Annotated in this window: 21 protein-coding genes; 15 read left to right on the plus strand and 6 right to left on the minus strand. The window is 65.7% G+C overall.

The annotated features are described in order from the left end of the window. Positions 1-29: 29 nt before the first annotated feature. The 6 genes from N5D30_RS20210 to N5D30_RS20235 form a co-directional block, all read right to left on the minus strand. A complete protein-coding gene (locus N5D30_RS20210) occupies positions 30-1,022 on the minus strand; it encodes an esterase-like activity of phytase family protein (RefSeq protein WP_279910414.1) in 993 nt (330 codons plus the stop codon). Further along, positions 1,019-2,917, minus strand: coding sequence for a DNA topoisomerase IV subunit B (parE, locus tag N5D30_RS20215; RefSeq protein WP_279910415.1), 1,899 nt, complete (start codon positions 2,915-2,917; stop codon positions 1,019-1,021). Before parE ends, N5D30_RS20210 begins: the two co-directional genes overlap by 4 nt. A 19-nt stretch (positions 2,918-2,936) precedes the next feature. Then, entirely contained in the window at positions 2,937-3,545 is a 609-nt protein-coding gene (locus tag N5D30_RS20220) for a YqiA/YcfP family alpha/beta fold hydrolase (RefSeq protein ID WP_279910416.1), read from the minus strand. 99 nt (positions 3,546-3,644) lie between these two features. Beyond that, complete coding sequence (gene cpdA / locus N5D30_RS20225) at positions 3,645-4,460, minus strand: 3',5'-cyclic-AMP phosphodiesterase (RefSeq protein ID WP_279910417.1); 816 nt, start codon at positions 4,458-4,460, stop codon at positions 3,645-3,647. Between the two features lie 96 nt (positions 4,461-4,556). Continuing rightward, on the minus strand, positions 4,557-5,009 hold the full coding sequence (locus N5D30_RS20230; protein WP_220814666.1) for a DUF1249 domain-containing protein: 453 nt from the start codon (positions 5,007-5,009) through the stop codon (positions 4,557-4,559). After that, positions 5,000-5,599, minus strand: coding sequence for an NUDIX domain-containing protein (locus N5D30_RS20235; RefSeq protein WP_279910418.1), 600 nt, complete (start codon positions 5,597-5,599; stop codon positions 5,000-5,002). The genes N5D30_RS20230 and N5D30_RS20235 overlap by 10 nt, the downstream gene beginning before the upstream one ends. Positions 5,600-5,848: 249 nt before the next feature. On the opposite strand from N5D30_RS20235, the gene N5D30_RS20240 reads away from it, so the two are divergent. The 15 genes from N5D30_RS20240 (at position 5,849) to N5D30_RS20310 (ending at position 25,798) form a co-directional block, all read left to right on the plus strand. Then, positions 5,849-6,727 carry a PAS domain S-box protein gene (locus N5D30_RS20240; RefSeq protein ID WP_279910420.1) on the plus strand — a complete coding sequence of 293 codons (879 nt, stop codon included), beginning with the start codon at positions 5,849-5,851 and terminating at the stop codon, positions 6,725-6,727. A gap of 226 nt (positions 6,728-6,953) precedes the next feature. Continuing rightward, positions 6,954-8,702: a ThiF family adenylyltransferase gene (locus N5D30_RS20245; protein ID WP_279910421.1), complete on the plus strand. Its 1,749-nt coding sequence runs from the start codon at positions 6,954-6,956 to the stop codon at positions 8,700-8,702. A 2-nt stretch (positions 8,703-8,704) separates the two neighbouring features. Then, complete coding sequence (locus N5D30_RS20250) at positions 8,705-9,925, plus strand: acyl-CoA/acyl-ACP dehydrogenase (RefSeq protein WP_279901907.1); 1,221 nt, start codon at positions 8,705-8,707, stop codon at positions 9,923-9,925. After that, the gene (locus N5D30_RS20255; protein ID WP_279910422.1) at positions 9,922-12,453 is read left to right on the plus strand and encodes an MMPL family transporter; all 2,532 of its coding nucleotides are present in this window, start codon (positions 9,922-9,924) and stop codon (positions 12,451-12,453) included. The genes N5D30_RS20250 and N5D30_RS20255 overlap by 4 nt, the downstream gene beginning before the upstream one ends. After that, positions 12,446-13,333 carry a hypothetical protein gene (locus N5D30_RS20260; protein WP_279910423.1) on the plus strand — a complete coding sequence of 296 codons (888 nt, stop codon included), beginning with the start codon at positions 12,446-12,448 and terminating at the stop codon, positions 13,331-13,333. The genes N5D30_RS20255 and N5D30_RS20260 overlap by 8 nt, the downstream gene beginning before the upstream one ends. 11 nt (positions 13,334-13,344) lie before the next feature. Continuing rightward, a complete protein-coding gene (locus tag N5D30_RS20265; protein WP_220814658.1) occupies positions 13,345-14,127 on the plus strand; it encodes an outer membrane lipoprotein-sorting protein in 783 nt (260 codons plus the stop codon). Beyond that, positions 14,127-15,332: a DUF1302 family protein gene (locus N5D30_RS20270; protein WP_279910424.1), complete on the plus strand. Its 1,206-nt coding sequence runs from the start codon at positions 14,127-14,129 to the stop codon at positions 15,330-15,332. Before N5D30_RS20265 ends, N5D30_RS20270 begins: the two co-directional genes overlap by 1 nt. 110 nt (positions 15,333-15,442) lie before the next feature. Next, positions 15,443-16,183 (plus strand): RsiV family protein, encoded by a 741-nt coding sequence (locus tag N5D30_RS20275; protein WP_279910425.1) that lies wholly within the window; start codon positions 15,443-15,445, stop codon positions 16,181-16,183. 129 nt (positions 16,184-16,312) lie between these two features. Further along, positions 16,313-17,089: an ABC transporter permease gene (locus N5D30_RS20280; protein WP_279910427.1), complete on the plus strand. Its 777-nt coding sequence runs from the start codon at positions 16,313-16,315 to the stop codon at positions 17,087-17,089. After that, positions 17,079-18,317 (plus strand): ABC transporter ATP-binding protein, encoded by a 1,239-nt coding sequence (locus N5D30_RS20285; protein WP_279910428.1) that lies wholly within the window; start codon positions 17,079-17,081, stop codon positions 18,315-18,317. The genes N5D30_RS20280 and N5D30_RS20285 overlap by 11 nt, the downstream gene beginning before the upstream one ends. A 152-nt stretch (positions 18,318-18,469) precedes the next feature. Beyond that, positions 18,470-21,778: a class I SAM-dependent methyltransferase gene (locus N5D30_RS20290; protein ID WP_279910429.1), complete on the plus strand. Its 3,309-nt coding sequence runs from the start codon at positions 18,470-18,472 to the stop codon at positions 21,776-21,778. Between the two features lie 77 nt (positions 21,779-21,855). Continuing rightward, positions 21,856-23,553, plus strand: coding sequence for a type II secretion system ATPase GspE (gspE, locus tag N5D30_RS20295; RefSeq protein ID WP_279910431.1), 1,698 nt, complete (start codon positions 21,856-21,858; stop codon positions 23,551-23,553). Positions 23,554-23,566: 13 nt separating this feature from the next. Then, the gene (locus tag N5D30_RS20300; RefSeq protein ID WP_279910432.1) at positions 23,567-24,790 is read left to right on the plus strand and encodes a type II secretion system F family protein; all 1,224 of its coding nucleotides are present in this window, start codon (positions 23,567-23,569) and stop codon (positions 24,788-24,790) included. 143 nt (positions 24,791-24,933) lie between these two features. Continuing rightward, complete coding sequence (gene gspG / locus N5D30_RS20305; RefSeq protein ID WP_279910456.1) at positions 24,934-25,350, plus strand: type II secretion system major pseudopilin GspG; 417 nt, start codon at positions 24,934-24,936, stop codon at positions 25,348-25,350. Next, on the plus strand, positions 25,325-25,798 hold the full coding sequence (locus N5D30_RS20310) for a GspH/FimT family protein (RefSeq protein WP_279910433.1): 474 nt from the start codon (positions 25,325-25,327) through the stop codon (positions 25,796-25,798). The genes gspG and N5D30_RS20310 overlap by 26 nt, the downstream gene beginning before the upstream one ends. Positions 25,799-25,801: the final 3 nt, after the last annotated feature.

Below are 25,801 nucleotides of genomic sequence, written 5' to 3' on the forward strand. Positions count from 1 at the left end.
GGCGGTGCCCTGGCCGGCGGGTTTGTCGCTCACGGCGCGCCCCAGCCACCGGCGGGTGCCTTGAAGTGCCAGAGCAGCGGCCGGCGTTCGCCGTCGGCGCGGGGCAGGTCGTTGTTGTCCAGCCCCAGCCAGGCGTTGCCCTTCTCCAGCCAGAACGCCTCGGCGTTGCCGTAGGGCTCGGGGTAGAGGCGGCCGTCGGCCACCGCGGCGGCGCTGAAGGACCAGCACTTTTCTTCGGCGCCGGTGGTCGGGCTGCGCCGGCAGATGCGGTGTTGCAGGCGCTCCAGAGTGAACAGCTTGCCGTCGAGCAGAGCCAGGTCGCCGAAGCTGCGCGGGTAGCGCTTGTCGCTCTGCGGGGTGAGCGGCGAGCGCACCTGGCCGGCCTCGGACATCAGCACGCAGCCGCCGGTGCAGCGCCAGCGGCCCTTGTCCTTGTGCAGCACCAGCAGGCCGCGGCGCTCGCGTTCGGCGGCCAGCCACAGGCGCTCGCCGGCCGGGTCGACGACCAGCCCTTCGAGCAGGGCGTTGTGGCGCAGCAGCATGCCGCTGGCGCGGGCCTGGCGGACCAGCCCCTCGGGCAGCGCCAGCCATTCGGCGATGCCGCTGGGGCCGACCTGCAGCAGGGCGGTGTGCGCCTCGCTGAGCAGGTAGCGGTTGCCCTTCTCGTCGCAGCTGATGCTCTCGAAGTCCAGCTCGCCGCCGCGCAGCAGGTTAGCCGTCCAGGTGCGCATGCGCAGGCCCCAGGGCAGGGCGCTGGGCGGCACCGGCGGGGCGTCGAAGGTCTCCGCCTCGGCCTGCCAGGCGCCGTCGCCGGGGCGCAGGCGGTAGAAACGGTCGTCCTCGCGGTCGGACACGGCCAGCCATTCCTCGCCGCAGCGGGTCAGGCCGGACAGGTTGCCGGCGGCCATGCCTTCGATCGGGTGTTCGGCGAGCAGCTCCAGCTGGGCCAGTTCGGTCGGCTTGTCGGCCGCGATCGCCGCGCCGGCGAACAGCAGCCCGGCGAGCGAGACGGCGAGCCTCACACCAGTACCTCGGCCAGGTTGCCCTTGGTTTCCAGCCAGCTCTTGCGGTCGCTGGCGCGCTTCTTGGCCAGCAGCATGTCCATCACTTCGCGGGTCGCCTCGAAGTCGTCCAGGCCCAGCTGCACCAGGCGGCGGGTGTTCGGGTCCATGGTGGTTTCGCGCAGCTGCGGCGGGTTCATCTCGCCGAGGCCCTTGAAGCGGGTGACCTGCGGCTTGCCGCGGCGCTTCTCGGCCACCAGGCGGTCGAGGATGCCGTCGCGCTCGGCGTCGTCGAGGGCGTAGAAGATTTCCTTGCCCAGGTCGATGCGGTACAGCGGCGGCATGGCGACGTAGACGTGGCCGGCTTCCACCAGCGGGCGGAAGTGGCGGACGAACAGGGCGCAGAGCAGGGTGGCGATGTGCAGGCCGTCGGAGTCGGCGTCGGCGAGGATGCAGATCTTGCCGTAGCGCAGCTGGGAAAGGTCGCTCGAACCCGGGTCGATGCCGATGGCCACGGCGATGTCGTGCACCTCCTGCGAGGCGAGCACTTCGCCGCCGTCCACTTCCCAGGTGTTCAGGATCTTGCCGCGCAGCGGCATGATCGCCTGGAATTCCTTGTCGCGGGCCTGCTTGGCGGAGCCGCCGGCGGAGTCACCCTCGACCAGGAACAGCTCGGAACGCATCGGGTCCTGGCCCGCGCAGTCGGCCAGCTTGCCGGGCAGCGCCGGGCCCTGGGTGATCTTCTTGCGCTCGACCTTCTTGCCGGCCTTGAGGCGCCGGCCGGCGTTGCCGATGGCCTGTTCGGCCAGCAGCAGGCCGGTTTCCGGGTGGGCGTTGAGCCACAGGCTGAAGGCGTCCTTGACCACCCCGGAGACGAAGGCGGCCGCCTCGCGCGAGGACAGGCGCTCCTTGGTCTGGCCGGAGAACTGCGCCTCCTGCATCTTCATCGAGAGGACGAAGGCGATGCGTTCCCAGACATCCTCCGGGGCCAGCTTGACGCCGCGCGGCAGCAGGTTGCGGAACTCGCAGAACTCGCGCATGGCGTCCAGCAGGCCCTGGCGCAGGCCATTGACGTGGGTGCCGCCCTGGGCGGTGGGAATCAGGTTGACGTAGCTCTCCTGCAGCGACTCGCCGCCTTCCGGCAGCCACAGCAGGGCCCAGTCCACCGCCTCCTTGGTGCCGGCCAGCGAGCCGCAGAACGGCTCGTCGGGCAGGCGGGCGTATTCGCTCACCGCGTCGGTGAGGTAGGAGCGCAGGCCGTCCTCGTAGTACCAGCGGGTGGTCTCGCCGTTGTTCTTGTCGGCGAAGATGACTTCCAGACCGGGGCAGAGCACGGCCTTGGCCTTGAGCACGTGCTTGAGGCGGCTGATGGAGAACTTGGGCGAGTCGAAGTACTGCGGGTCGGGCCAGAAGCGCACGCTGGTGCCGGTGTTGCGCTTGCCGACGCTGCCGATCACTTCCAGGTCGGTGGCCTTGAAGCCGTCGGCGAAGGTCATGCGGTACTCGCTGCCCTCGCGCTTGACCTTCACCTCCACCTGGTTGGAGAGGGCGTTCACCACCGAGATGCCGACCCCGTGCAGGCCGCCGGAGAACTGGTAGTTCTTGTTGGAGAACTTGCCGCCGGCGTGCAGCTTGGTGAGGATCAGCTCGACGCCGGGGATGCCTTCTTCCGGGTGGATGTCCACCGGCATGCCGCGGCCGTCGTCGGTCACTTCCAGCGAGTTGTCCTCGTGGAGGATCACCTGGATCGCCGTGGCGTGGCCGGCCAGCGCTTCGTCGACGCTGTTGTCGATGACCTCCTGGGCCAGGTGGTTGGGCCGCGCGGTATCGGTGTACATGCCCGGGCGCTTGCGCACCGGGTCCAGACCGGACAGTACTTCAATGGCATCGGCGTTGTAGGCGTTCTGTTGAGCCATAAGCGATTCGGGTCTTCTGCTAAAGGGTGGAAAAGTCGAAATCGGCCCAGAGGGCGGGAGCGAAGCCGGCCCGCGCGAGTATCTCGGGGATGCGCGCGGCGAAGCCCTGGTAGCTGTGGTCGCCGCCCTGGCGGATGTCCAGGGTGCAACCCTCATAGAAGGCCTCGGCCTGGCGGTAGTCCAGGGTCTCGTCGGCGGTCTGCAGCCACACCGCGTAGCGCGCGGCGTCGCGCGGCTCGGCCACTTCCAGCTCGCGCAGGGCGGCGACGTGGTCGTGGGTCAGCAGCCAGGTCTCGTCGGTGTAGTAGTTGGTCTGCTCGACTTCCTGGCCGCCGAACAACCGGTGCGGGCGCACCGCCGGGTTGATCAGCACGGCATCCAGGCCATGCTGCTGGGCGAGGTGGGTGGCGTAGTAGCCGCCAAGCGAGCTGCCGACCAGCAGTGGCCGGCCCAGTTCGGCGATGGCTGCCTGCAACTGTTGCATGGCCTGGCGCGGATGATGGTGCAGGGCCGGCACACGCAGATGCCGTTCGATACCGCAATGTTCGGCTACCTTCAGCAGCTGGCTGGCCTTGGTCGAGGCGGGCGAGCTGTTGAGGCCATGGATATAGAGGATGCTGGAATTCATGGAGCGGGAGGCTACTAGGCAAGAGCCGTAAGCGACAAGCCTCAAGCTGCAAGTTAAAGGCGGTTTGGGCCTGGGGCGGTCGGGAACCGCGATTACGCCTCAATAGCCCTTGACGCTGTAGTCCACCTCGAAGTGGATGCCGGTGACCCGCGACACGCCGGTCTCCAGGCGGCCGTCCGGGTGCAGGCGCAGCCAGCGGTAGCCGGGGGCCTCGCTGCCGACCTGGAATTCCTCGCTGCCGGGGGCGAACTGCACGCAGGTGGAGGGCGAGGCGAGCAGGCGGATGCCGCCGCGCAGCTGGTCGAACTCCTGGTGGACGTGACCCCAGAGCACCGCCCTGACCTGGGCATGACGCTCCAGCACGGCGAACAGGGCGTCCGGGTTGCGGATGCCGATCGGCTCCATCCAGCGGCAGCCGATGGAGACCGGGTGGTGGTGGAAGCACACCAGGTGGTGGCGTTCGGGGGCCTCGTCCAGCGCCTTTTCCAGCAGTGCCAACTGGTCGTCGGCCAGGTAGCCGGGCACCGCGCCAGGGATGGAGGAGTCGAGCAGCACGATGCGCCAGCCGCCCAGGTCGATCACCGGCTGCAGCAGGTCGCTGCCGGCGCAGGCCTGCTGCATGGCGGGCAGTTCGTCATGGTTGCCGGGGAACCAGCGGGCGGCGGTCCGGAAGGGCTCGGTGAGCTGGCGGAAGCGCTGGTAGGACTCGAGGCTGCCGTCCTGGGAGAGGTCGCCGGTGGCGAGGATCAGGTCGATCTCGGGCTGCTCCACCTGGACCCGTTCGATGACCTTTTCCAGGCTGTCGCGGGTGTTCATGCCCAGCAGTTTGCCGTCCGCTTCGGCAAACAGGTGACTGTCCGACAGCTGCACGAGCAGCACCGGGCGATCGGGGGCAAGGGACGACGGGCGCGACAAGGGCCTACTCCTGAGCGGGTTCTCAGGATTATGGTGGGTGAAACGGGATTCGGTAAACCCGGCAAACGTGAACCTGTCACATTTGCGCGGTTGTGATCACAGTACCGTCACCAGTTCGTGACCGCAGGCGATGCAGTGGCTCAGCCATTCACCGAGGAACAGGTTGAGCTGGGTCTTCTCGTCCGGCTGGTGCATGGCGGCATTGGGATAGGGATAGATGCCGCGGAAGCGTCGGGCGTTTTCCGCGCCGATCACCTCGGCCATGCGCGCGTCGTGGTAGGCGCGCACTTCCAGGCGCGGCACCGGCAGCCACGGCAGGCTGTGCTCCTGACGCACTTCCAGGGTGGTGGTGTAGGGGCAGTTCTCCACCACGCGGATCAGCAGCACGCCGAGCAGCAGGTCGCCCTGGCTCAGCGCCACGCGGCGTTCGCCCTGGGCCTCGCGCATGTCCGGCAGCAGGCGCAGCAGGCGCGCGTAGTTGGCTTCGCAGGCGGCCTGCAGTTCGACCAGATCGACCCGGTAGCGCTCGCGCAGCAGGTTCATGACCACAGCCCCCGCACTTCCGCGCGGTTCAGCGCCAGCCATTGCAGGGCGATGATGCTGGCGGCGTTGTCGATGCGCCCGTCCCTCACCGCCCACAGGGCGTCCTCCAGCGGCCAGACGTGCACGCGGATGTCCTCGCCTTCCTCGGCCAGACCATGGACGCCGCCGACTCCTTCGCTGTCGCAGCGGCCCAGGTAGAGGTGCACGCGCTCGTCGGAGCCGCCGGGGGAGGGGTAGTACTGGGTGATCGGCCACAGCGCGGTCAGTTGCAGGTCGGCCTCTTCCTCGGCCTCGCGATGCGCCACCTCCTCGGGCTGCTCGTCCTTGTCGATCAGGCCGGCCACCAGTTCCAGCAGCCAGGGGTTGGCGCTCTTGTCCATGGCGCCGACGCGGAACTGCTCGATCAGCACCACGCTGTCGCGTCGCGGGTCGTAGGGCAGCACGCAGACGGCGTCGTGGCGCACGAACAGCTCGCGGCTGAGCTGCGGACCCATGCCGCCGGCGAACTGGCGATGGCGCAGATGCAGGCGATCCAGGCGGTAGAAACCCTTGAAGCAGGTCTCGCGCTGGAGTACCTCGACATCGGCATTGGACATGCGACTCTCCCCTTGGCAGGGCCGGGCCCTGCAGAAAATCCGGTTGCGCTGAATGTGCGCGCCGCGAAGGGCCTTTGGCAAGGGCCCGCACGGCCCGCTGGCGACGTGCTTCACAGAGGCGCGATCACGACACTGTGACGCCGAATATGCCGAGCCGTTCGGCGCTTACTCGAATGGAAGTCTTTTTCATTGGCTACCCGTGAGTATACTCGGGGCCGTCGGTATCGACTTCAACATGGAGGTGGGGCAATGCGCGCTGCAGAGCTGATCGATCTGCTCCGGCAATATGACCCGGACACGGATATCCCGGTGGCCTACACCGACGCCGAATTCGGCGAAGAACCCCAGCTGCGGGTGGCCAGCTGCTACAGCACTGGCGACACGCGCTGCTACCAGAACCTGGTGGAGCAGGCCCAGGAAGGGCTGGTGGTGCTCGACCCGTTCGGCCGCATCACCTACATGAACCCCTTCATGCAGCAGTTCCTCGACTATTCACCGGCCGAGGCCCTCGGCCGGCCGGTGTCCCAGGTGCTGTCCGCCGATCTGGTGGAGGTAGTGCTGATGCAGCGCCGCCAGGGCCCGACGGCGGAGCGCTATCCGATGCGCATCCAGGCCCGCGATGGCAGCGTGCGCTCGGTGCAGATGAGCGCGGCGCCGATCCCCAGCGCCGACGACAGCGACCGCGGCAGCCTGCTGACGGTCACCGACATCTCCCACCGCGAGACCCACGCGCAGAAGCTCGGCGACCAGGAGAGCCTGGGGCAGAAGGTCTGGCGCATCTCCGAACAGCTCGACAGCCTCAAGTCCCTGCGGGTCAACCTGCTGGCGGAGTTCGAGGCGCTGCAGGGTTCGCCGCGCATCGCCGCCACGCCCTACTGGCACCAGCAGCGCTACCTCTATCTGGTGCGTCCGCAGAAGGACGGCAAGCGGGTGCGCGAATACATCGGCGCGCAGCCCGAGCGCATCAACGAGGCCCTGGCCTCCGTGCGCCGCGAACAGCGCTATCAGGATGTGTGCCGCGAGCTGCAGGGGATCGAGGAAAATATCCGTACGTCCACCTTCAAGCTCGACAGCTTCCTCTGGGAACTGGCGAAGGTGCCGCAGAACCTGCACAAACTCGTGAGCTAGAGCACCCGCGACCCGTTTTTTCCATGACGGTTCCGTGACCGACCGCCCCAATCCGGGGCGGTCGTCGTTTCTGCGCCTTCGATATCTGTGATCACAGATAAAAATCTCATTTAAAACATAAGCTTATGTCTTTCCATCGTTAATGACAGCGAGGGGCTTTTGGTACTTGTTGTGCCATTAAACCGCTGAATAGGATGCCCCCCTCTCTACTCAGCAGGATGCGACGATGAGCCACCCACAGCCCCCTCTGGATCACGACCAGTTCTATCGTGAACTCACCTTGCGCAATGCCGGATTCATCAGTGCCGACGACCAGTGTGGCCTGCGCGAGGCCGTGATCCTCATCGCAGGCTGCGGCTCCACGGGTGGCAGCGTGATCGAGCTGCTGGTGCGCAGCGGCGCGGAAAACCTGATCCTCGCCGACAACGGCGGCTACGAGCTGAACAACGCCAACCGGCAGAACATGGTGCTGGATGACATCGGTCGCTCCAAGGTCGAGGTGTTCGCCGAACGTGTGCGGCAGATCAACCCGCACATCCGGCTGCAACTGCACGAGCATGGCGTCACGCCCGACAACGTCGAGGCCATGGTGGCCCAGGCCGACGTGGTGGTGGATGCCATCGACGTCACCGGCCGCTCCGGCCTGGAGATGAAATACCTGCTGCACCGTGTCTGCCAGCGCCAGTACAAGCCGGTGGTGTGCGGCTACGACATGGCTGCGGCCCAGTACATCCCGGTGTTCGACTACCGCAACCCGGACCTGGCGGTGCTGGGCGATCTGCTCAGCGCGGAGCAGGTGGCCACCCTCGATCCGCTGCAGGCCTGCACCTTCCTGATCCCGGTCGAGTGCGTGCCGCTGGAAATGTACGCCGAACTGGACCGCCACCTGGCCGGCAAGGACTACACCTCGCAGCTGGGCATCGCCGCCCACCTGTTCGGCACCCTGGCGACGGCGCTGATCCTCGACCTGGTCAACGGCCGTCCGGTGCGCGACGCCATCTACGTCGACGTTTGGGAGCTGATCCGCCGCCGCGACGCCCAGGCCGAGCGTGACCACCAGTACCGGCTGGACCAGGGCCGCCAGGCGCTCGCCCAGTGGCGCCAGCTGCCGCCGGACCGGCCCGATGCGTTCTTCCTCGAACGCTCCGTGGCCCACTACCAGCCGCCGCAGCTGAGTGGCCTGGCGAGCTACCCGCTGTTCTGCATCGACCGTCGCGCCGGCATCGCCACCTACGCCATCCCCAACTACCAGTTGGACAACAACCTGACCCGCCAGCTGCTGCGGTTCGCCTTCGTCCACTACGCCAAGGTCGGCTTCATCAACCCGCAGGTCGCAGCCTGTCGCCAGCTGCACGCCGAGCCGCTGGAGCACCTGGCCCAGGAAGACGTGCACATCGTCCTGGTGCGCGAGAGCGACCAGCAACTGCTGGCCTACTCGACCCTCAAGGCGCCGATCATCCGCGGCAAGCGTTTCGACGACCCGCAGCGCCCCGCCTTCGGCGTGGAGACAGCCTTCGGTCGTGACCTCTACGAGCAGGTCGACGAGCTGCGCGCCCTGCCGGCGGAGCAGGTCCGCGAGATCGGCCGGGTGACCAAGGCACAGATCGGCGACCCGGTGCTGGAAGCCAAGGCCGGCCTGCTGTTGCTCAGCGCCTACGGCAAGCTGCTGGGCAAGGCCGACAGCGGCGTGGTGGCCATGGTCGGTGATGGCGAGCGCCAGGTGACGCTGCGCAACCTCGGCTTCTTCGGCTTCCGCCCGCAGGTCCTGCCGTCACGCGACGCCTGCATTCCTCCCCAGCACCTCTACGCCAATCGCTACCAGGGGCGCGAAGTGCATCCCTTCTGGCTGCTGCTCGACGACATGGACCGCGAGCGGGTCGCCCAGGTGGAGGCGCTGATCGAACTCGACGGCGACGAATTCCTTTCCCGACTGCGCGCCATCAAACAGCAGAGCACCCTGCACATAGGAGCATGAACATGAACAGCACATGGAACGAGCAACAGCGCGCGATTCGCGCCCACTACCTGGAAGTCGCCCGCGAACTGGTGCGGCCCACTTCCGCCCTGCGTGACCAGGAGCTCGGCTTCGACCGCCAGCTCTGGCAGGCCCTCGGCAGCAGCGGCCTGTTCGGCGTACACATGCCGGTCCAGTACGGCGGCCAGGGGCTGAGCATCTGGGAATTCTCCGCCGCGCTGGAAGGTTTCTCCGAGGGCTGCCAGGACATGGGCGTGCTGGTCTCCTTCGTCGCCCAGGTGGCGCTGGTGCAGTCCGCGCTGCTCGGCTACGGCAGCGAGGAACAGCGCCAGCGCTGGCTGCCGTCGCTGATCAGCGGCGACAAGATCGGCTGCTTCGCGATCACCGAGCAGGGCTGCGGCTCCGACGTGCGCTCGCTGAAGCTCGCCGCCCGCCGCGACGGCAGCGGCTACCGCCTGAACGGGCTGAAGTGGAACATCACCAACGCCCCGGTCGCCGACATCTGCATGACTTTCGCCCGCCTCGAGGAGGCCGGCCCCAACGCCATCTCCTGCTTCATCACCGAGACCGCCAAGCCCGGCCTGGTGCAGTCCGCGCCCTTCGAACTGATGGGCAACCGCGGCACGCCGATCGGCAGCCTGAGCTTCGATGAAGTGGCGCTGGATGCCGACAGCCTGATCGGCGCCGAGGGCCATGGCCTGCGCGTGCTGTACTTCGGCTTCCTGGTGGAGCGCATCTTCACCGGCGTCGTGGTGTCCGGCTGCATGCAGCCGCTGATCGACGAATGCCTGCAGTACAGCCTCAAGCGCCAGGCCTTCGGCCGCCCGATCAGCGATAACCAGTACGTTCAGGGCCACATCGTCCAGGCCTATACCCAGCTCGAACTGCTGCGCGGTGTGCTGGTGCGCGGCCTCACCGAGCTGGAGCAGGGTCGCGACTGCTCGACCCTGGCCTCGATCATCAAGATGCTGGCCAGCGAGGCGCTGCACGAGACCTGCCTGAACGCGATGCGCATCCACGGCAACTACGGCTACCGTCGCGACAACTACTACGAGCGCCTGCTGCGCGACTCCATCGGCCTGTTCTTCGCCGGCGGCACCAGCGAGATCCACAAGCACGTGATCTGGACCAACCTGGTGGCCGAGGCGCAGAACCTCAGCAAGACCAAGGACGGCCTGCGTCTCGACGCCTACACCGGCGAGAGCGAAGGAGTCGCCGCATGAAGACCCGCGCCGTCGCGCTGCTCTCCTGGATGCTGCATCGGCCCTGGCTGATGCTCGCCGTGCTGCTGCTGATCACCGCCCTGGCGGTGGTCAGCGCCGGCCGCCTGGAGATCAACAGCACCCCCTACATGATCGACAAGAGCCACCCCAGCCGGGTGGCCGACGCCGACAACAAGCGCCTGTTCTCCAACACCGGCGAGCAGGCCTTCGTCGCCCTGGAGAATCCACAGGGCAATATCTTCAACCCCGACAGCCTCAAGCGGGTGGCCGAGCTGACCCGCGCGTTCCAGGCCATCGAACTGGTGCAGCCGAGCGACACCGACAAGCTCCAGGCGCTGAAGGCCGATCCCGCGTTGCAGGCCGATATCGACGCCATCCTCGAAGGCGGCCTCACCCCGGCCGACCAGCCGCGCCTGGCTGCCCTCAGGCAGCGCCTGGGCGAGAGCGGCGCGCTCGGCCACACCCAGGAAGCCTGGCTGGACAGCCTGCAGACCCGCCTGGTGCCGATCCGCAAGGTGCGCAGCCTGGTCACCATCGAGAGCATGCTGACCGTCGACGAGGCGCTCGACGTGCATCCGCTGATGCCGCGCGTGCCGACCGACCAGGCCGGGCTCGACGCCTTGCGCGAGGAGGCCATGGGCAACCCGCTGTTCCTCGACAGCCTTGTGTCGCGCGACGGCAGCGCCACCACCATCCAGGTCGAGTTCAACATCGCCCAGGACGACTCGCCTGCCATGCTCCAGGCCTACCAGGCCATCGTCGCGATCACCGACCAGGTGCACAGCGACGACCGCATCTACCTCAGCGGCCCGCCGATGATCGCCGCGCAGACCGCGTCGAACATGGAGCAGGACAACCAGACCCTGCTGCCGGCCGTGCTGCTGGTGATCCTGCTGGTGCTGTTCGTCAGTTTCGGTCGCCTGCAGGGCGTGGTGGCGCCGCTGCTGATCGCCATCTTCAGCCTGATCTGGACCATCGGCCTGATGGCCGCCTGCGGCGTGAAGCAGAACATCATCACCTCAATGATGCCGGTGTTCATCATCTCCATCGCGGTGTGCGACGCCATCCACTTCCTCTCCGACTACTACCGCAACCTGCCGCCCAACCCGGACCGCCAGGCGCGCATCGACACCGCCTTCAAGGTGATGCAGCAGCTGTTCTGGCCGATGTTCGTGACCTGCATGACCACCCTGGTCGGCTTCTTCTCGCTGGCCTGGACCGACGTCATCTTCATCCTCGAATTCGGCGTGTTCACCGGCTTCGGCATCTTCTTCGCCTGGCTGATCACCATCGTCTTCCTGCCGGCCATCGTCATCCTGTGGAAGGCCGAGCCGCCGCGCCACGGCCTGCTGGTCAGCGACCGCCTGGACCGCATGATCGCCTCGCTCGGCCACCTGGCCCGCTACGGCAGGAAGCTGGCGCTGGGCATGCTGGTGGCCATCGTGCTGTGCAGCTGGTACGTGGTGGAAAACCTCACCGTGGACAACCAGGTGATCGGCTACTTCGAGGAAGACAGCCGCATCCGCCAGGATGACGCGGCGATCAACGCCAAGTTCGGCGGCACCACGCCGATCAGCGTGATGATCGAGAGCGACCGGGTCGACGCCTTCAAGGACCCGGCGGTGATCCAGGCCGTCGCCAGGTTGCAGGAACACCTGCACCAGCAGCAGCTGGTCGGTTTCACCTACTCGTCGGCCGACTTCGTCAAGCGCCTGCACCAGGTGACCCAGGACGAGTTCGCCGCCGACCAGTACCGCCTGCCGGACGACATCAGCGGCACCCTGCTGGCGCAGTACTTCCTGCTCTACGAGAACGCCAACGGTCGCGACCTGTTCGACGTGGTCGACCGCCGCTTTCAGAACGGCCGGGTGCTGGCGATCCTGCACACCGACCGCTCCTCGGAAGTGGCGGCGGTGATGGAGGACACCCTGGCCTTCGCCCGCGACGTGCTGCCGGCGGGCCTGACCGTGCGCGTGTCCGGCTACGGCGAAGTGCTGGTGGCCACCACCGACGCGGTGGTGTGGGGGCAGATCAACAGCATCCTGTCGTCGCCGGCGATGATCATCGTGATGGTCATGGCCATGTTCCACTCGGTACGCCTGGGCTTCGTCGCCCTGCTGCCACTGATGTTCACCCTGGTGGGCATCAGCGGGCTGATGGCGCTGACCCGGACTGACCTGGACATCGGCACCTCGATCATCGCGGCCATCTCCTTCGGCATCGGCATCGACTACGCCATCCACGTGATCGCCGCCATGCAGCGCAGCCCGGGCACCGCCATGCAGGCGACCCAGTACGCCCTGCGCCATTGCGGCAAGCCGATCCTGATCAACACCCTGGCCCTCGGCCTGGGTTTCCTGGTGCTGTGCCTGTCGGGCTACGAGGCGCTGGTCAACCTGGGCTTCTTCATCTCCCTGACCATGCTGTTCGCCGCGCTGTTCGCCCTGCTGGTGCTGCCGGTGTTCGTGCGCACCCGCCAGGCGCCGGTGGCCACGGCGCCGCTGCAGCCGGAGCCGGCCAATGCGTAGGCACCTGCTCTGGCTGCTGTGCGTGGCCCTGCCGGCCGGCGCCCAGGACTGGCTGGCGCTGACCCTCTACCCAGGTGGCGACCTGTACCAGGCCGAACACCTGCAACGGCTGGTGGGCGCCACGCAGAACCTGTGGGAGGTGAAGGATGCCCAGGGACGGACGCCGATCCAGTCCCTGGACAGCCTGGCCAGCACCAACGCCATCGCCACCCAGGGCGACGACGTGCGCTTCCGCCGGCTGATCGAGGTCCGCGAGCTGACGCCCGTCGGCCTCGAGACGCTGGCCGGGCTGGTCGAGCGGCACCCGCTGCTCGGCCCGCGCCTGGTCACTGCCCAGCGCGACGGCACCCACTTCTGGCTGCGCCTGGCTCGGTCCTACCCCGAGGCCGAGAAGGCCGAGCTGATGGTGAGCTACGCCAGGCGCCTGGCCGCCGATTTCGCCCCGCAGTGCCGGGTCGCCAGCGGTGCGGAGGGTGCCCTGCAAGGTTTCCAGCTCAGCGAGTGGATGCTGCAGGCCGAAGGCGCGGTGCCGCCGCGTGCCGCCACCCTGCAGGCGTTGCAGCAGGCCACCGCCACTCTGCGCGAGCGCAGCCTGCAGACCTATTCGGCCGCCGACATCCTGATCTACCTGCGCCAGGTGCTGAACGGCGAATCCGGCCTGCCGGCCAGTGACGACGAGGTCGGCCAGCTCTACCTGATCGCCGAGAGCCTGCGCAGTCGCGACCTGCAGGACCTGGCCAGGCCCGATTTCCAGCGCCTCAAGCTGGTCGCCCTGGGGCGTGAGCGCACCGTCGCTCCGATCCTGCCGGGCTACCGCCAGGACGCCAGTGCCCGCTGGTCGTCCACCCCGAACAGCTACCTGACAGTCGACTGTCGCTAAGGAGTTTCCCAATGCGTATCACCCCACTCGCCCTCGGCCTGCTGCTGAGCTTCCCGGTGCTGGCCGAGGCCCTTGACCCCACCGCCATCATGCGTTCAGTGCGTGACCGTGACGAAGGTCAGGACCGCCGTTCCGAAGTCACCCTGGTGCAGACCATGGCCGACGGCTTCGTCCGCGAACGCAAGCTGCTGATGCTGGAGAAGGAGTACGGCGAGGAACGCAAGTCCACCCTGTACTTCACCGCCCCCAGCGACACCGCCGGCACCGGCATCCTCATGCACAGTTACGCCGAGGCCCAGGCCCGCGAGGACGACCAGTGGCTGTACCTGCCGGCCCTGCGCAAGACCCGGCGCATCGCCACCAACTCCAAGGAAGGCCCGTTCCTCGGCACCGACTTCTCCTTCGCCGACATCGAGCGCATGCGCGTCGACGACTACCAATACAAACTGCTGCGCGAGGAAGAGCACAAGGGCCGTCCGGTCTACGTGATCGAGGCTCGCACCGCCGACGGCCTGGAGAATCCGCGCACCGGCTACAGCCAGCGCCTGGTCTACGTCGACCGCGAACGCAACCTGATCCTGCGCGATGACTTTTTTCGTGGTGATCGTCAGATCAAGACCTTCGAGGTGGTGGATGTAGCCGAAGTGGAGGGCTTCTGGACGGTCAACGAGTCGCTGATGAGCAATCTGGTCGAGGGCGGCCAGACCCGCCTGCTGCGCACCTCCGCCGACTACAACCTGGACCTGGCCGACCAGAACTTCAGCGAACGCGCCCTGCGCAACGGGATTCGCTGATGCGCGCAGTGTTCATCGGCCTGCTCGGCAGTCTGGCCAGCCTGCCCGCCGTGGCTGTGACCTTCAGCGGTCGCGGCCACGTGGAGGACGGCTACCACCACAGCACCACCGGCGCCAGCAGCTCCGGGCACCGCATCGAGGCGCTGCTGGAGAGTCGCGTCAGCGAAGGCAACTGGACCCTCGACAGCGTGCTGCTCGGCCGCTACCGCAGCCAGTACGACGATGCCGGCGGCAAGCTGGAAGACCGCATGAAGTCCGACCAGGACCTGCGCGAGCTGTACCTCACCTGGGCCGGTGATGCCTGGCAGTGGCGCATCGGTCAACAGCAGATCGCCTGGGGTCGCGGCGACTACTTCCGTCTGGTCGACGTGCTCAATCCGCTGGACCTGCGCGAGTTCCTGCTGCCCTACATCGACGACTACTCCCTCGGCCGGCAGACCCGGCCGATGGCGGTGGTGGAAATCTACGGCGACAGCCTGGAGCATCAGTTCGTCGTCGCGCCGAAGACCCGGACCACCCGCCACGCGCCGGCTGGCGCCGACTTCGCCATCGCCGAGCGGCCGGAGGGGCTGCCCGAGGACGACGCGCACGAGCGGCCGGATATCGGCTGGCGCGGCAAGACCTTCATCGACGGCACCGATCTGGACTTCTACCTGTTCGACGGCCTCAGCCCCGACCCGCTCTACGTAGAGAAGGAAGGGCGGCTGGTCGAGCAGCAGCGCCGGCGCAGCCTGGTCGGCGCCTCGTTCGCCCGGCCGGCCGGCGACTGGGTGGTGCGTGGCGACCTGGTGCACCTGTTCCACGAGCCGCTGCAGACGCCGGAAGGCGCCGACAATGTGCCCAGGACGGCGGCGCTGCTCGGCCTCGACCTGACCCGCAACGAGTGGACGGTGAACCTGCAGGCCACGGTCAGCCATCGCCACGGCGCGCCGGACAGCCTGCAGCGGGACACCGGCTGGGAGGCCTCGGCGGCGGTGCTCAAGGACTGGTCCAAGCAGCGCCTCAACGCCGGCATCCTCTGGCTCTACCACCGCGAAGCGCAGAGCAGTCACATGGTCAAGGCCAACCTCGGTTATCGGCCGTGGAACCAGTGGTACCTGGAGGCGGGCTACATCGGCTTCAGTGGCGGCCAGGCCACCCAGTACGGCCAGTTCGACGACCGCGACCGTGTCTATCTGCAGGTGCGCCGCGACTTCAGCCTCTGAAGACGGGCTTGGACGGCGCCGCGCGGCCGGCGACAATGGCCGCCGCCGCCCCGGGAACGCCCGTGGCGGCGCGCAGTCGAAACGCCCGTCGTCGTCCCCGAGGAAAGTCCATGCGCCCCATCCCCATTGCCGGCCTGCTGTGTCTCTCGTTGCTGTTGAGCGGTTGCCAGTCGACCGGCAAGACCACGTCGTCGCTGCCCACCACCCGTCAGGCCTGGGAACACCGCACGCCGGGCTGCGAGGGCAAGGAATGCCCGCTGGTCAATATCGATCTGCAGCAGCTGGACGGCCTGCCCGAGCTGAATGCGCGCATCGAGCGGGAGCTGCTCAAGCTGACCATCGAGCTGCCAGGCGACCCGCCGCCAGCCTCGCTGCAGGCCTATGAGCGGGACTTCCTGGCCACGGCCAGGCCGGGCTGGATGAGTTACCTGCAGGCCAAGGTGCTGGAGCAGCACGACCGCCTGGTGGTGATCGAACTGTCCAGCTACCGCTTCACCGGAGGTGCCCACGGCATCCCCGGACGCACCTACCTGAACTACGACCGCCAGCTGAATCGGATACTGGGCCTGGACGACCTGCTGCTGCCGGACGGCCTGCAGGCGTTCTGGCAACAGGCGGAGCTGGCCCACCAGGCCTGGCTCAAGGCCAGCGGGCTGGACCAGGACACCGACTACCAGGCCACCTGGCCGTTCGAGCGCACCGCCAACGTCGCCATGCTGCGCGGCTCGGTGATGCTCAAGTACGAAGTCGGCCGCATCGCACCCTACGCCAGCGGCCATCCTGAATTGCTCATCCCCTATTCGCGCCTCAACGGCATCGTCAAACCCTTCTATTTCCCCGGGCGCGGCTGATCGGCGGCCACGCCACGGCGTGCTCGGGCTGGAGGATGGCCCCTACCTTCCGGCGGCGGGCATTGCATTGGGGGCGGGGATGCCGATAATGGGCGATTTTTCCGCCCCTGGGGCTGCGACTGTTCGTCGATGATGCACATACTTTATCTAATCATGCAGTTGGGGCGCCGCGAGATCGCTTCTCGCTACCGCGGCTCCGTCATGGGCATCCTGTGGTCGCTGCTGTCGCCCATGATCATGCTGGTGGTCTACACCTTCGTGTTCAGCGTGGTGTTCAAGGCCCGCTGGGGCATTGGTGGCGATGACAAGGCGAGCTTCGCCATGAACGTCTTCGCCGGCATCATCGTGCATGGATTCTTCGCCGAATGCGTCAGTCGGGCGCCGGGGCTGATGCTGCAATACGTCAGCTACGTGAAGCGGGTGGTGTTCCCCCTCTGGATACTGCCGCCCGTCGTGCTGGTGTCGGCGCTGTTCCATTCCGCGATCAGCATCGCCGTGCTGCTGGTGGCCCAGCTGCTGATCCAGGGCTTCGTGCACTGGCAGGTGATCGTCCTGCCGCTGGTCATGCTGCCGCTGGTGCTCGTTGTGCTGGGCGTCTCCTGGTTCCTGACGGCCCTTGGTGTATTCCTGCGGGATATCGGTCAGATCATCCCGGTCTTCATCACGGTGATGATGTTCATGGCGCCGGTGTTCTACCCCGTGTCGGCGCTGCCGGAGGCCTACCAGGGCTGGCTCTACCTGAACCCCCTGACACCCGCCATCGAGATGATGCGCGCGCTGGTGCTGGCCGGCCATCTGCCCTCCGTTGGCGACTATCTGCTCTATTTAGCGCTGGGGCTAGCATGCGCACTCTTGGGCGGGTTGTTCTTCAGGCGCACTCGCCGAGGTTTTGCCGATGTCCTCTGAAGTCGCCATTTCGCTGCGAGGCATCAGCAAGACCTACCACGTGTTCAGTTCTCCGGCGCAGCGCCTGGCACATCTGCTGTTCGGCTCCAGGCGCCGTATGGGACGGGAGTTCCATGCCTTGCAGGGCATTGATTTCGACGTGCGCAAGGGAGAGACCCTGGGCGTCATCGGCCGCAACGGGGCCGGCAAGTCGACGCTGCTACAAATCATCTGCGGCACCCTGACGCCCACGACCGGGCAGGTGCGGGTGAATGGGCGTATCGCGGCGCTGCTCGAACTGGGCGCGGGCTTCAGTCCCGAGTTCACGGGGCGCGAGAACGTCTACATGAGCGCGGCGATCCACGGCCTCGGCCGGGCGGAGATCGACGCCCGCATGGCCGACATCCTCGCCTTCGCGGAAATCGGCGACTTCATCGACCAGCCGGTAAAGACCTATTCGAGCGGCATGTTCGTGCGTCTGGCCTTCGCGGTGATTGCCCACCTGGATGCCGACATCCTGGTGATAGATGAGGCCCTCGCCGTGGGCGACGTCTATTTCACCCAGAAGTGCCTGCGTTTTCTGCGGCGTTTCGCGGAGAAGGGCACGCTGCTTTTCGTCAGCCATGACACCCACTCCGTGATCAATCTCTGCGAGCGGGCGCTGTGGCTCGACGGTGGTAGGATGCAGCGATTCGGCGAGGCCAAGACGGTCAGTGATGCCTACCTGGGCTCCTTCTACGAGGACCGCCTGGCGGAGCAGACCGAGTCTTCCGCCGAGCTGGTGCCTGTCTCGGACAAGGAGTTTGGTCTGGGGGGCGGGCGGATCGAGAAATGCAGCCTGTTCGATGCGGCGGGCAACAAGGTGACCGTTCTCGAGCGTGCGCAGCGAGTGCGCCTCGAGATCGAGTGCAGTGCGCGTGACGAAATCCTCTCTCCGATTCTCGGTTTTTTCGTCAAGGATCGCCTGAGCCAGGCCATCTGCGGCGAAAACAGCATTGCATTGCTGCCCGAGTGGAAGCGGTTCAGCGCGGGAAGCCGCTGCAACGTCGCCTTCGAGTTCTATCTGCCGTTGCTGGCCACCGGCGACTACACCATCAGTGTCGCCCTGGGGGCAGGCACCCAGCAGCAGCATGTGCAGCATCACTGGATACATGACGCGTTGGCATTTCGCTCCCAGGCATCGCCCAGTCTGACCGGACTGTTCGAGCTCGAGGGCGTGGCCTGCTCTGTAGGTCGGGCTGCGGATTGAGCCCTGGCGATGGCTTACTCTCTAGGTATCTCCGCCATGCGCTCCAGGGGTATGCTTTCGCCCTATCGAGCGGGGCGATGGCGCCTACGAAAAACAGAAACTTCCGTGGTTAAGCCGCATGTTTGCGGCGTTTCCTGATATATCGAGATTGCATGCAGCCTTTTGATTTGTTGAGTTGTGCCGCCGCGGCCGAGATGCCCGAGCGTCTGACGGACATCAGTTCCTGGCATCGCCATATACCCTTTGCCTTTGCATTGCTGGACATGGCTCGGCCCCGAGTTTTCGTGGAGCTGGGCACGCACAAGGGCGATTCGTACAGTGCCTTCTGCCAGGGTGTGGTTCGCCAGGGATTGCCGACGCGCTGCTATGCCGTGGATACCTGGCAGGGAGACAGTCAGGCCGGACTGTACGGTGACGATATTTTTGCCGATCTGAGCGGCTACCACGACCCGCGCTATAGCCGTTTTTCGACCCTGCTGCGCATGACCTTCGATGATGCCCTGGAGCATTTTGCCGATGGCAGTGTCGATCTCCTGCATATCGATGGCCTGCATACCTACGAGGCGGTGCGTCACGATTTCGAGACATGGCTGCCCAAGATGAGTGAGCGGGGGGTCGTGCTCTTCCACGACACCAACGTGCGACATGGGGATTTTGCGGTATGGCGTCTGTGGGGGGAGCTGCAGCAATCCTATCCCTCGTTCGAGTTTCCCTATGGCTTCGGTCTTGGCGTGCTGGCAGTGGGGCGAGCTGTTCCAGAACCTGTCCTGCGTTTCCTCGAAGCGGCCAGCGCGGAGCCTCAGCCCGTCGTCCGGTTGTTCCATGCCCTGGGTGACTCCATCGCCCTGCTACGTACCGGTAGAACGCTGGAGCGGACCCAGGCGCAGCTTGAGAGCCTGGGGGCCGATCTGGGGGAGGCGCGGCGTGTGGTCGAAGCGCGGGACAGTCTGCTCGAACAGTACAACCAGCAGCGCGATGCCTTGGGCGCGACGCTCGAACAGGCGCACCGGCATATCGACGAAAGGGACAGTCAACTCGCTATTGGAGCGGAGCAACTGGCCGTCGAGCGGGCGAGCAGGGCACAGCTGGCCGAACAATTGGACCATCTGCGCGATGCCCTGGCGAATGTCGAGGGTCAGCGGCGACAGGTCGAGCAGCGCCTGTGGCTTATCGGCAACAGTCGGTTGTGGCGTGGCCGCAACGCACTGATGCGCCTGATGGGCCAGGCACGGCGCGTGGTCGAGGTGCCTGCCCCGGTTGTCGAGGTGGATTGGCAGCCGGCACCCGCGCCGCAAGTCGACATCATCATCCCGGTCTACCGTGGCCTCGAGGAAACGCGCCGCTGCATCGAGAGCGTTCTGGCGCAGCCGCTGGCGACCCAGGTCGAGGTGATCGTGATCGAGGACGCCAGTCCCGAGCCCGAACTGGTGGCCTGGCTGGATACGATTGCCGATCGGGTCACGCTGCTGCGCAATGACAGGAATCTGGGCTTCGTCGGCACGGTCAATCGCGGCATGACACTGCACCCCGAGCGCGACGTGCTGCTGCTCAACAGCGATACCGAGGTGGCCGGCGACTGGCTCGACCGGATCCAGCGTGCCGCCTACGAGCATGCGCGCATCGCGTCGGTCACGCCCTTCTCCAACAGCGCCACCATTTGCAGCTATCCCGTGTTCTGCCAGGACAACGACCTGCCGGAAGGAATGAATACGGCGGCGATGGATGCCCTCTGTCAGCGCGCCAATGCCGGGCAGCGGGTCGATATTCCTACTGCGGTCGGTTTCTGCATGTACATCCGTCGTGACTGCCTGGACGACTGTGGGCTATTTAACGAGGAGCTCTTCGGCAAGGGCTACGGTGAGGAAAACGAGTTCTGCATGCGCTCGGCTGGCCGTGGCTGGCGCCATGTGCTGTGCGGCGACGTATTCGTCTATCACGAGGGTGGCGTCAGCTTCGCCGAGACTCAGAGCGAGAACCAGCGGATCGGACACCGGGCGCTCACGCGCCTCTATCCCGGTTACGACCTGATGATACGAGAGCATATCGCGGCAGATCCCGCCGCTCATATGCGATTCGCGATCGATATGCTCCGTGCCCGGGAGAGCGGTCGGCCGGTGGTTCTGATGATCAACCACGGACGTGGCGGCGGTACGGAAAAACATCTGCTCGATATGGCGGATGAAGTGGGTGAGCACGCAGAAATCTATCTGCTACGGCCTCAGGAGGAGGGCGGGTGCATTTCCCTGGGGCCCCTGAATGGTGGCAAGCGCGCGCGTCTGCTGTTCGAGCCGGGGCGCGATTTCCAGTTGCTGCTGGAGACATTGCGGGACCTGGGTGTATCGCGCATTCACTTCCATCACACCATCGGCGTGCATCTGCAGTTTCTCCTGCTGCCGGAGCAGCTCGGCGTTCCGTACGACGTTACCGTGCATGATTATTATCTGGCGTGTCCCCAGGTCACGCTGGCGGATGAGAAAGGGCGCTACTGCGGCGCGCCTGACGAGGCGGGTTGCAACACCTGCCTGGAACGCCGGCCGGCTCCGGGCGGTGCTGAAATCGCCGAGTGGCGGGTGTTCGGCACCCGCTTGCTCAATGGGGCGGAGCGCGTATTCGTGCCGAGCGCCGACAGTCTGAGTCGCATGAAGCGTTACTTCCCGGATGCGCACTTCATCCATGTATCGCACGAGCATGATTTGCCTCAACTCGTCCGCATACGTCCGCTGGAGGACGAGCGCCCACTGAAGGTGTTGGTGCTCGGTGCGCTGAGCGTCTTCAAGGGCGCGGACCTGCTGGAAGCGTGTGCGCTGGAGGCGCGCCGTCAGCGAGCGCCTGTCGAGTTTCATCTACTGGGTTTCGCCTATCGCCACCTTTCTTCATTCCCTGTCAGCAATCTGCATGTGCATGGAGCCTATGAAGACGAGCGGGTAGACGAATGGCTGGATGAGCTGCGTCCCGATGTGGTCTGGTTCCCTGGCAGCTGTCCGGAAACCTACAGCTACACGCTGTCTATCTGCATGCGTGCAGGGCTACCGGTTGTGGCTTCCGCCATCGGCGCGTTCCCTGAACGCCTGGCGGGTCGGCCGTGGAGCTGGTTGGTCGAGCCGGATCAGGACGCCGCCACGATGATGTCGCTGTTGCTGGAGATTCGCGAGCGGATACAGAGTGATCGCGCGCCGGAGCCGCAGGAAAGTTGGCTGCCGGCTGCCGATGGCTTCCGCTATGGCAGCGACTATGTCGTGGTATCTCCCGCGCCAGTCTCTCCTGCTCAGGTGGAGTGGGAGCGTCTGCATGCAGGCTGGTCGCATCTGGGCGTTGTGCAACAGGTGCTGCCGACGGCCCGCTTCCCCATTATCCTGCGTGTTCTGCAGCGCGTATTGGGATGGCGCTGGACGCATGGACTGGTGAACAGGGTTCCTGCAAGCTGGAAAGGCAGTATCAAACGAGTGCTCTGGCGCGCGTGAATATGGTGCTCTGCCCGAGCGGGTGCTGATGCGCTCATGGCGTGCCCTGTACGACGACGGTTACGAGAGGTCTGCAAGTGAAAGATCAGTTGGGCGATTGGCTGAAAGCCGCGGGAAAGCTGGCCGAGTCCGATCTGCAGCGGGCCATCCAGGTCCAGAAGGTGTCTGGCGGACAGCTCGGGAACATCCTCGTCCGCCTCGGCATGGTGTCCGAGCGCGATATCGCCGCGATCCAGGTGGAGCATTGCGGCTACCGCCTGATCGGTGTTGACGACTATCCCCGTGAGCCGGTCGTCGGCGCGGACCTGATCTCGCCGATGTTCATGCGCGAGCAGCACGTGCTGCCGCTGGCCGACGATGGCGAGCGCCTGCTGGTGGCGATGCTGGACCCGTCCGACGAATATGTCCTGCAGTCGTTGAACATGGCGACCGGACGCCGCGTGGAGTCGGTGCTCGCGCTGGCCTCCGAACTCGAGAATGCCTACGAGCGCCTCTATGGCGCAGGGGCGGCGAGGCCCGAAGGCGAGATCGATGCCGGCGACGAGAGTCTCGGTGCCCATGTCGACGATGTCGAGCGCCTCCGGGACATGGCCAGCGAGGCGCCAGTCATACGCCTGGTCAACGGCATCTTTTCGAGAGCGCTCGATAGCCGGGCATCCGATATCCACATCGAGCCTTTCGAGCACAACCTGATCATCCGTCTGCGTATCGATGGTGTTCTGCAGGAAGTGGAAAACTCACCTGCGGCGATGGCGCCGGCCGTGATCTCGCGCTTGAAGATCCTCGCCAAGCTGAATATCGCGGAACGCCGTTTGCCCCAGGATGGTCGCATCCAGTTGCGCCTGCAGGGCCGGGCCATCGATCTACGGGTCTCCACCGTGCCGACCATGCACGGCGAGAGCGTCGTCATGCGTATTCTGGACAAACAGAGCATGACGATCGACCTGGAGAGCATCGGGCTTTCCGAGCACGTCCTGCGTGACTTCAAATCGGTGCTGGAGCGCCCCAATGGCATCTTTCTCGTCACCGGGCCTACCGGTAGCGGCAAGACCACGACGCTCTATGCGGCGCTGTCGCGCCTCAACACGGTCGACCGCAAGATACTCACCGTCGAAGATCCGGTGGAATACCAGATCCAGGGTGTGAACCAGATCCAGACGGCGAGCAAGGTCGGTCTGGATTTCGCCAGTGCCCTGCGTTCCATCCTGCGTCAGGACCCTGATGTGGTGATGATCGGTGAGATGCGCGACAAGGAAACGGCCGGCATCGCCATCCAGGCTGCCCTGACCGGCCATATCGTGCTGACCACCCTGCACACCAACGATGCTCCCAGTGGTGTGACCCGCCTGCTCGACATGGGCATGGAAGACTATCTGCTCACCTCCACGATCAACGGAATCATGGCCCAGCGGCTCGTCCGCGTGCTGTGTCCGCATTGCCGACAGCCTCACCACATCGGTGGTGAAGAAATAGAGCACATGGGCGTTGCCCATTTGCTGCCGGAGGATTCCCATGGTGGCGTCGAGGTATGGACGGCGGGAGCCTGCGATGCCTGTGCGCATACGGGATATCGCGGGCGCATGGGGATACACGAGTTGCTGATCATGAACGATGAAGTGCGTAACCTGGTGCTGCAGCATGCCAGCAGCGAGCAGATCTATCGCGTGGCACGGCAGCAGGGCATGCGCACCATGTTCGAAGATGGTTTCCTCAAGGTCCTGCAGGGGCTGACGTCCCTCCCGGAAGTTCTCCGCGTAGCCCAACCCGGCCGCTAACCGAAGGCTTGCCATGGCTCAATTCAAGTACAAGGCTCTCGATCGCAACGGCAAGAGCGTAGACGGGCTGGCTGAAAAGGCTTCCGTATCCGAGGTCGCGGACTGGCTGGCGCGCGAGGGCCTGGTGCCGTTGAGCATCCAGCCGGCGACCAGGGTCGCCGCCAATGCTGCCCAGGGCGGAGGGCCGGGCAAGGTTCGCCGTCGGCGCATGAATGATCGCGATAGGGTCCTGCATTTCACGCGCGAGATGTCGGTGATGCTCTCGTCCGGTCTGCCGCTGGACAGGAGCCTGAGCATCCTTGAGGAGCTTGCCGACGAAACCGGCAAGCAGATGGTCGGCGATATCCGGGCGGCCGTGCGCAAGGGGCGGACGCTGGCGGACGCCTTTGCCGAGCGCAAGGAGTTCTCGCCGTTCTACATCAGCATGATCAAGGCCGGTGAGGCGAGTGGCTCCCTGGAGTCGTCGATGACCAGGATGGCCGAGTATCTGGAGCGGGCGAAAGCCATGCGCCAGATGGTGTTTTCGGCGCTGACCTACCCGGCGATCCTGTTCACCGTCGCTATCCTGTCGCTGGTGTTCCTGCTGGCCTATGTAGTGCCGAGCTTCTCCGACCTGTTCTCGGACATGGGAGGGCAGTTGCCCGGCCCCACTCGCTTCGTGATGAACCTCGGCGACTTCATGGCGAGCTGGTGGTGGCTGGTGCTGCTCCTGCTCGGCGGGCTCTATTGGGGAGCGCTCAAGTTGTGGCAGGACGAAGGGCTGCGCCAGAAGCTGGACGCCCGTAGCCTCACCTGGCCGCTGATCGGCGATCTGGTGCGCAATATCGACACCAGTCGCTTTGCGCGGACGCTGGGCGTCCTGCTGCAGGGCGGTGTTTCGCTGGTCAATGCGTTGGTCATTGCGCGCGAGGTAATCGGCAATCGCACCCTGCGCAAGGATCTGGACAACGCCAGCGCCGTTCTGCGCGAGGGGCGCTCCCTCAGCGGTGCACTTCTGGAGAGCGGGCGCTTCCCCACCCTGGCATTGCACATGGTGCAGGTCGGGGAGGAAACCGGGCGGTTGGAGGACATGCTGCTCAAGGTCGCCAGCATCTACGAGGATGAGGTGAGTTCGGTGATCAAGCGCCTCCTGGCGCTGCTGGAGCCCGCCCTGATCCTGAGTCTGGGGGTGATGATCGCCGGTATCATCATCTCTATCCTGCTAGGTATACTGGGCGTCAACGATCTGGTCGGATGATCTTCCGTTCAGAAAATCCGCGACTTTCGACAGGCACGGCAAGGAACCGACGGGACGGGGTGCAGTCATACCCGGCCTGGGCCAGCCGCCTTTTTCGCCCCCCATTCGTTGTACGCGAGGATCCCGCAATCGTGATGAAATCCATCGAGCGCCGCCAGCGCGGCTTCACTCTGATCGAGCTTCTGGTCGTTCTTGTCATTCTAGGTCTGCTGATGTCCGTGGTCGGCCCGCGGGTAATGAAGTATGTCGGTGGTGCCAAGGGCGATACGGCCCGCATGCAGGTTCAGGAGCTGGCCTCGGCTCTGGACATGTACCATCTGGAGGTCGGGCGCTACCCTTCCAACGACGTGGGCCTGCGTGCCCTGGTCGAGCGCCCCTCCGGCGTCGATCGCTGGAACGGCCCCTATCTGCGCAAGTCGAACATTCCCAAGGACCCTTGGGGCAATGACTACATCTATCGCGCTCCCGGTCAGCACGGCCCATTCGACCTCTACTCCAACGGCGCCGATGGGCAGCCGGGTGGCGAAGGCGAAGATGCCGATATCGTCAGCTGGGAGTGATCACAGGGCGCCCGAATCGGGATTCACCCTGATCGAGGTGCTGGTCGTTCTGGTCATCCTGGCGCTTGCCATGGCGGTGGTCGTCCCCGCCATCAGCAAGGGCGTGGGCGGTTCGCTGGACGACGCTGCCCGAGATGTGCAGCTGGCCTTGCGCAAGGCCCGCTCGGAAGCGGTGATGGCGCAGCGAAGTACGGCAGTGCTGCTGGATGTCGAAGGCAAGAAGTTCAGGTTGGAGCGTAGCGCGCGCCAGGTCTCCCTCCCCGGATCAATCGCACTCAATGCTCGCGTTGCCGAGACTGAGTTGAAAGATGGTGTCGCTGGCATCCGCTTTTTCCCCGATGGCTCCTCCACGGGCGGTGCGTTCAGTCTGGCCCGTGGGGACAGCCACATGAACGTCAATGTGGACTGGCTGACCGGTCGTGTTTCCATCGATCGGAACGATGAATGACTC

Source organism: Pseudomonas sp. GD03875, assembly GCF_029840585.1.
Taxonomy (GTDB): domain Bacteria; phylum Pseudomonadota; class Gammaproteobacteria; order Pseudomonadales; family Pseudomonadaceae; genus Aquipseudomonas; species Aquipseudomonas paralcaligenes.

Bases quoted from the DNA above. Each gene is read 5' to 3' on its own strand.
- N5D30_RS20250 (WP_279901907.1), top strand. From the start codon at position 8,705: ATGAACAGCACATGGAACGAGCAACAGCGCGCGATTCGCGCCCACTAC.
- N5D30_RS20245 (WP_279910421.1), top strand. From the start codon at position 6,954: ATGAGCCACCCACAGCCCCCTCTGGATCACGACCAGTTCTATCGTGAA.
- N5D30_RS20220 (WP_279910416.1), bottom strand. From the start codon at position 3,545: ATGAATTCCAGCATCCTCTATATCCATGGCCTCAACAGCTCGCCCGCC.
- N5D30_RS20280 (WP_279910427.1), top strand. From the start codon at position 16,313: ATGATGCACATACTTTATCTAATCATGCAGTTGGGGCGCCGCGAGATC.
- N5D30_RS20270 (WP_279910424.1), top strand. From the start codon at position 14,127: ATGCGCGCAGTGTTCATCGGCCTGCTCGGCAGTCTGGCCAGCCTGCCC.
- N5D30_RS20285 (WP_279910428.1), top strand. From the start codon at position 17,079: ATGTCCTCTGAAGTCGCCATTTCGCTGCGAGGCATCAGCAAGACCTAC.
- N5D30_RS20265 (WP_220814658.1), top strand. From the start codon at position 13,345: ATGCGTATCACCCCACTCGCCCTCGGCCTGCTGCTGAGCTTCCCGGTG.
- N5D30_RS20275 (WP_279910425.1), top strand. From the start codon at position 15,443: ATGCGCCCCATCCCCATTGCCGGCCTGCTGTGTCTCTCGTTGCTGTTG.
- N5D30_RS20260 (WP_279910423.1), top strand. From the start codon at position 12,446: ATGCGTAGGCACCTGCTCTGGCTGCTGTGCGTGGCCCTGCCGGCCGGC.
- parE (WP_279910415.1), bottom strand. From the start codon at position 2,917: ATGGCTCAACAGAACGCCTACAACGCCGATGCCATTGAAGTACTGTCC.
- N5D30_RS20255 (WP_279910422.1), top strand. From the start codon at position 9,922: ATGAAGACCCGCGCCGTCGCGCTGCTCTCCTGGATGCTGCATCGGCCC.
- N5D30_RS20290 (WP_279910429.1), top strand. From the start codon at position 18,470: ATGCAGCCTTTTGATTTGTTGAGTTGTGCCGCCGCGGCCGAGATGCCC.
- N5D30_RS20240 (WP_279910420.1), top strand. From the start codon at position 5,849: ATGCGCGCTGCAGAGCTGATCGATCTGCTCCGGCAATATGACCCGGAC.
- N5D30_RS20235 (WP_279910418.1), bottom strand. From the start codon at position 5,599: ATGTCCAATGCCGATGTCGAGGTACTCCAGCGCGAGACCTGCTTCAAG.
- N5D30_RS20310 (WP_279910433.1), top strand. From the start codon at position 25,325: ATGCCGATATCGTCAGCTGGGAGTGATCACAGGGCGCCCGAATCGGGA.
- N5D30_RS20300 (WP_279910432.1), top strand. From the start codon at position 23,567: ATGGCTCAATTCAAGTACAAGGCTCTCGATCGCAACGGCAAGAGCGTA.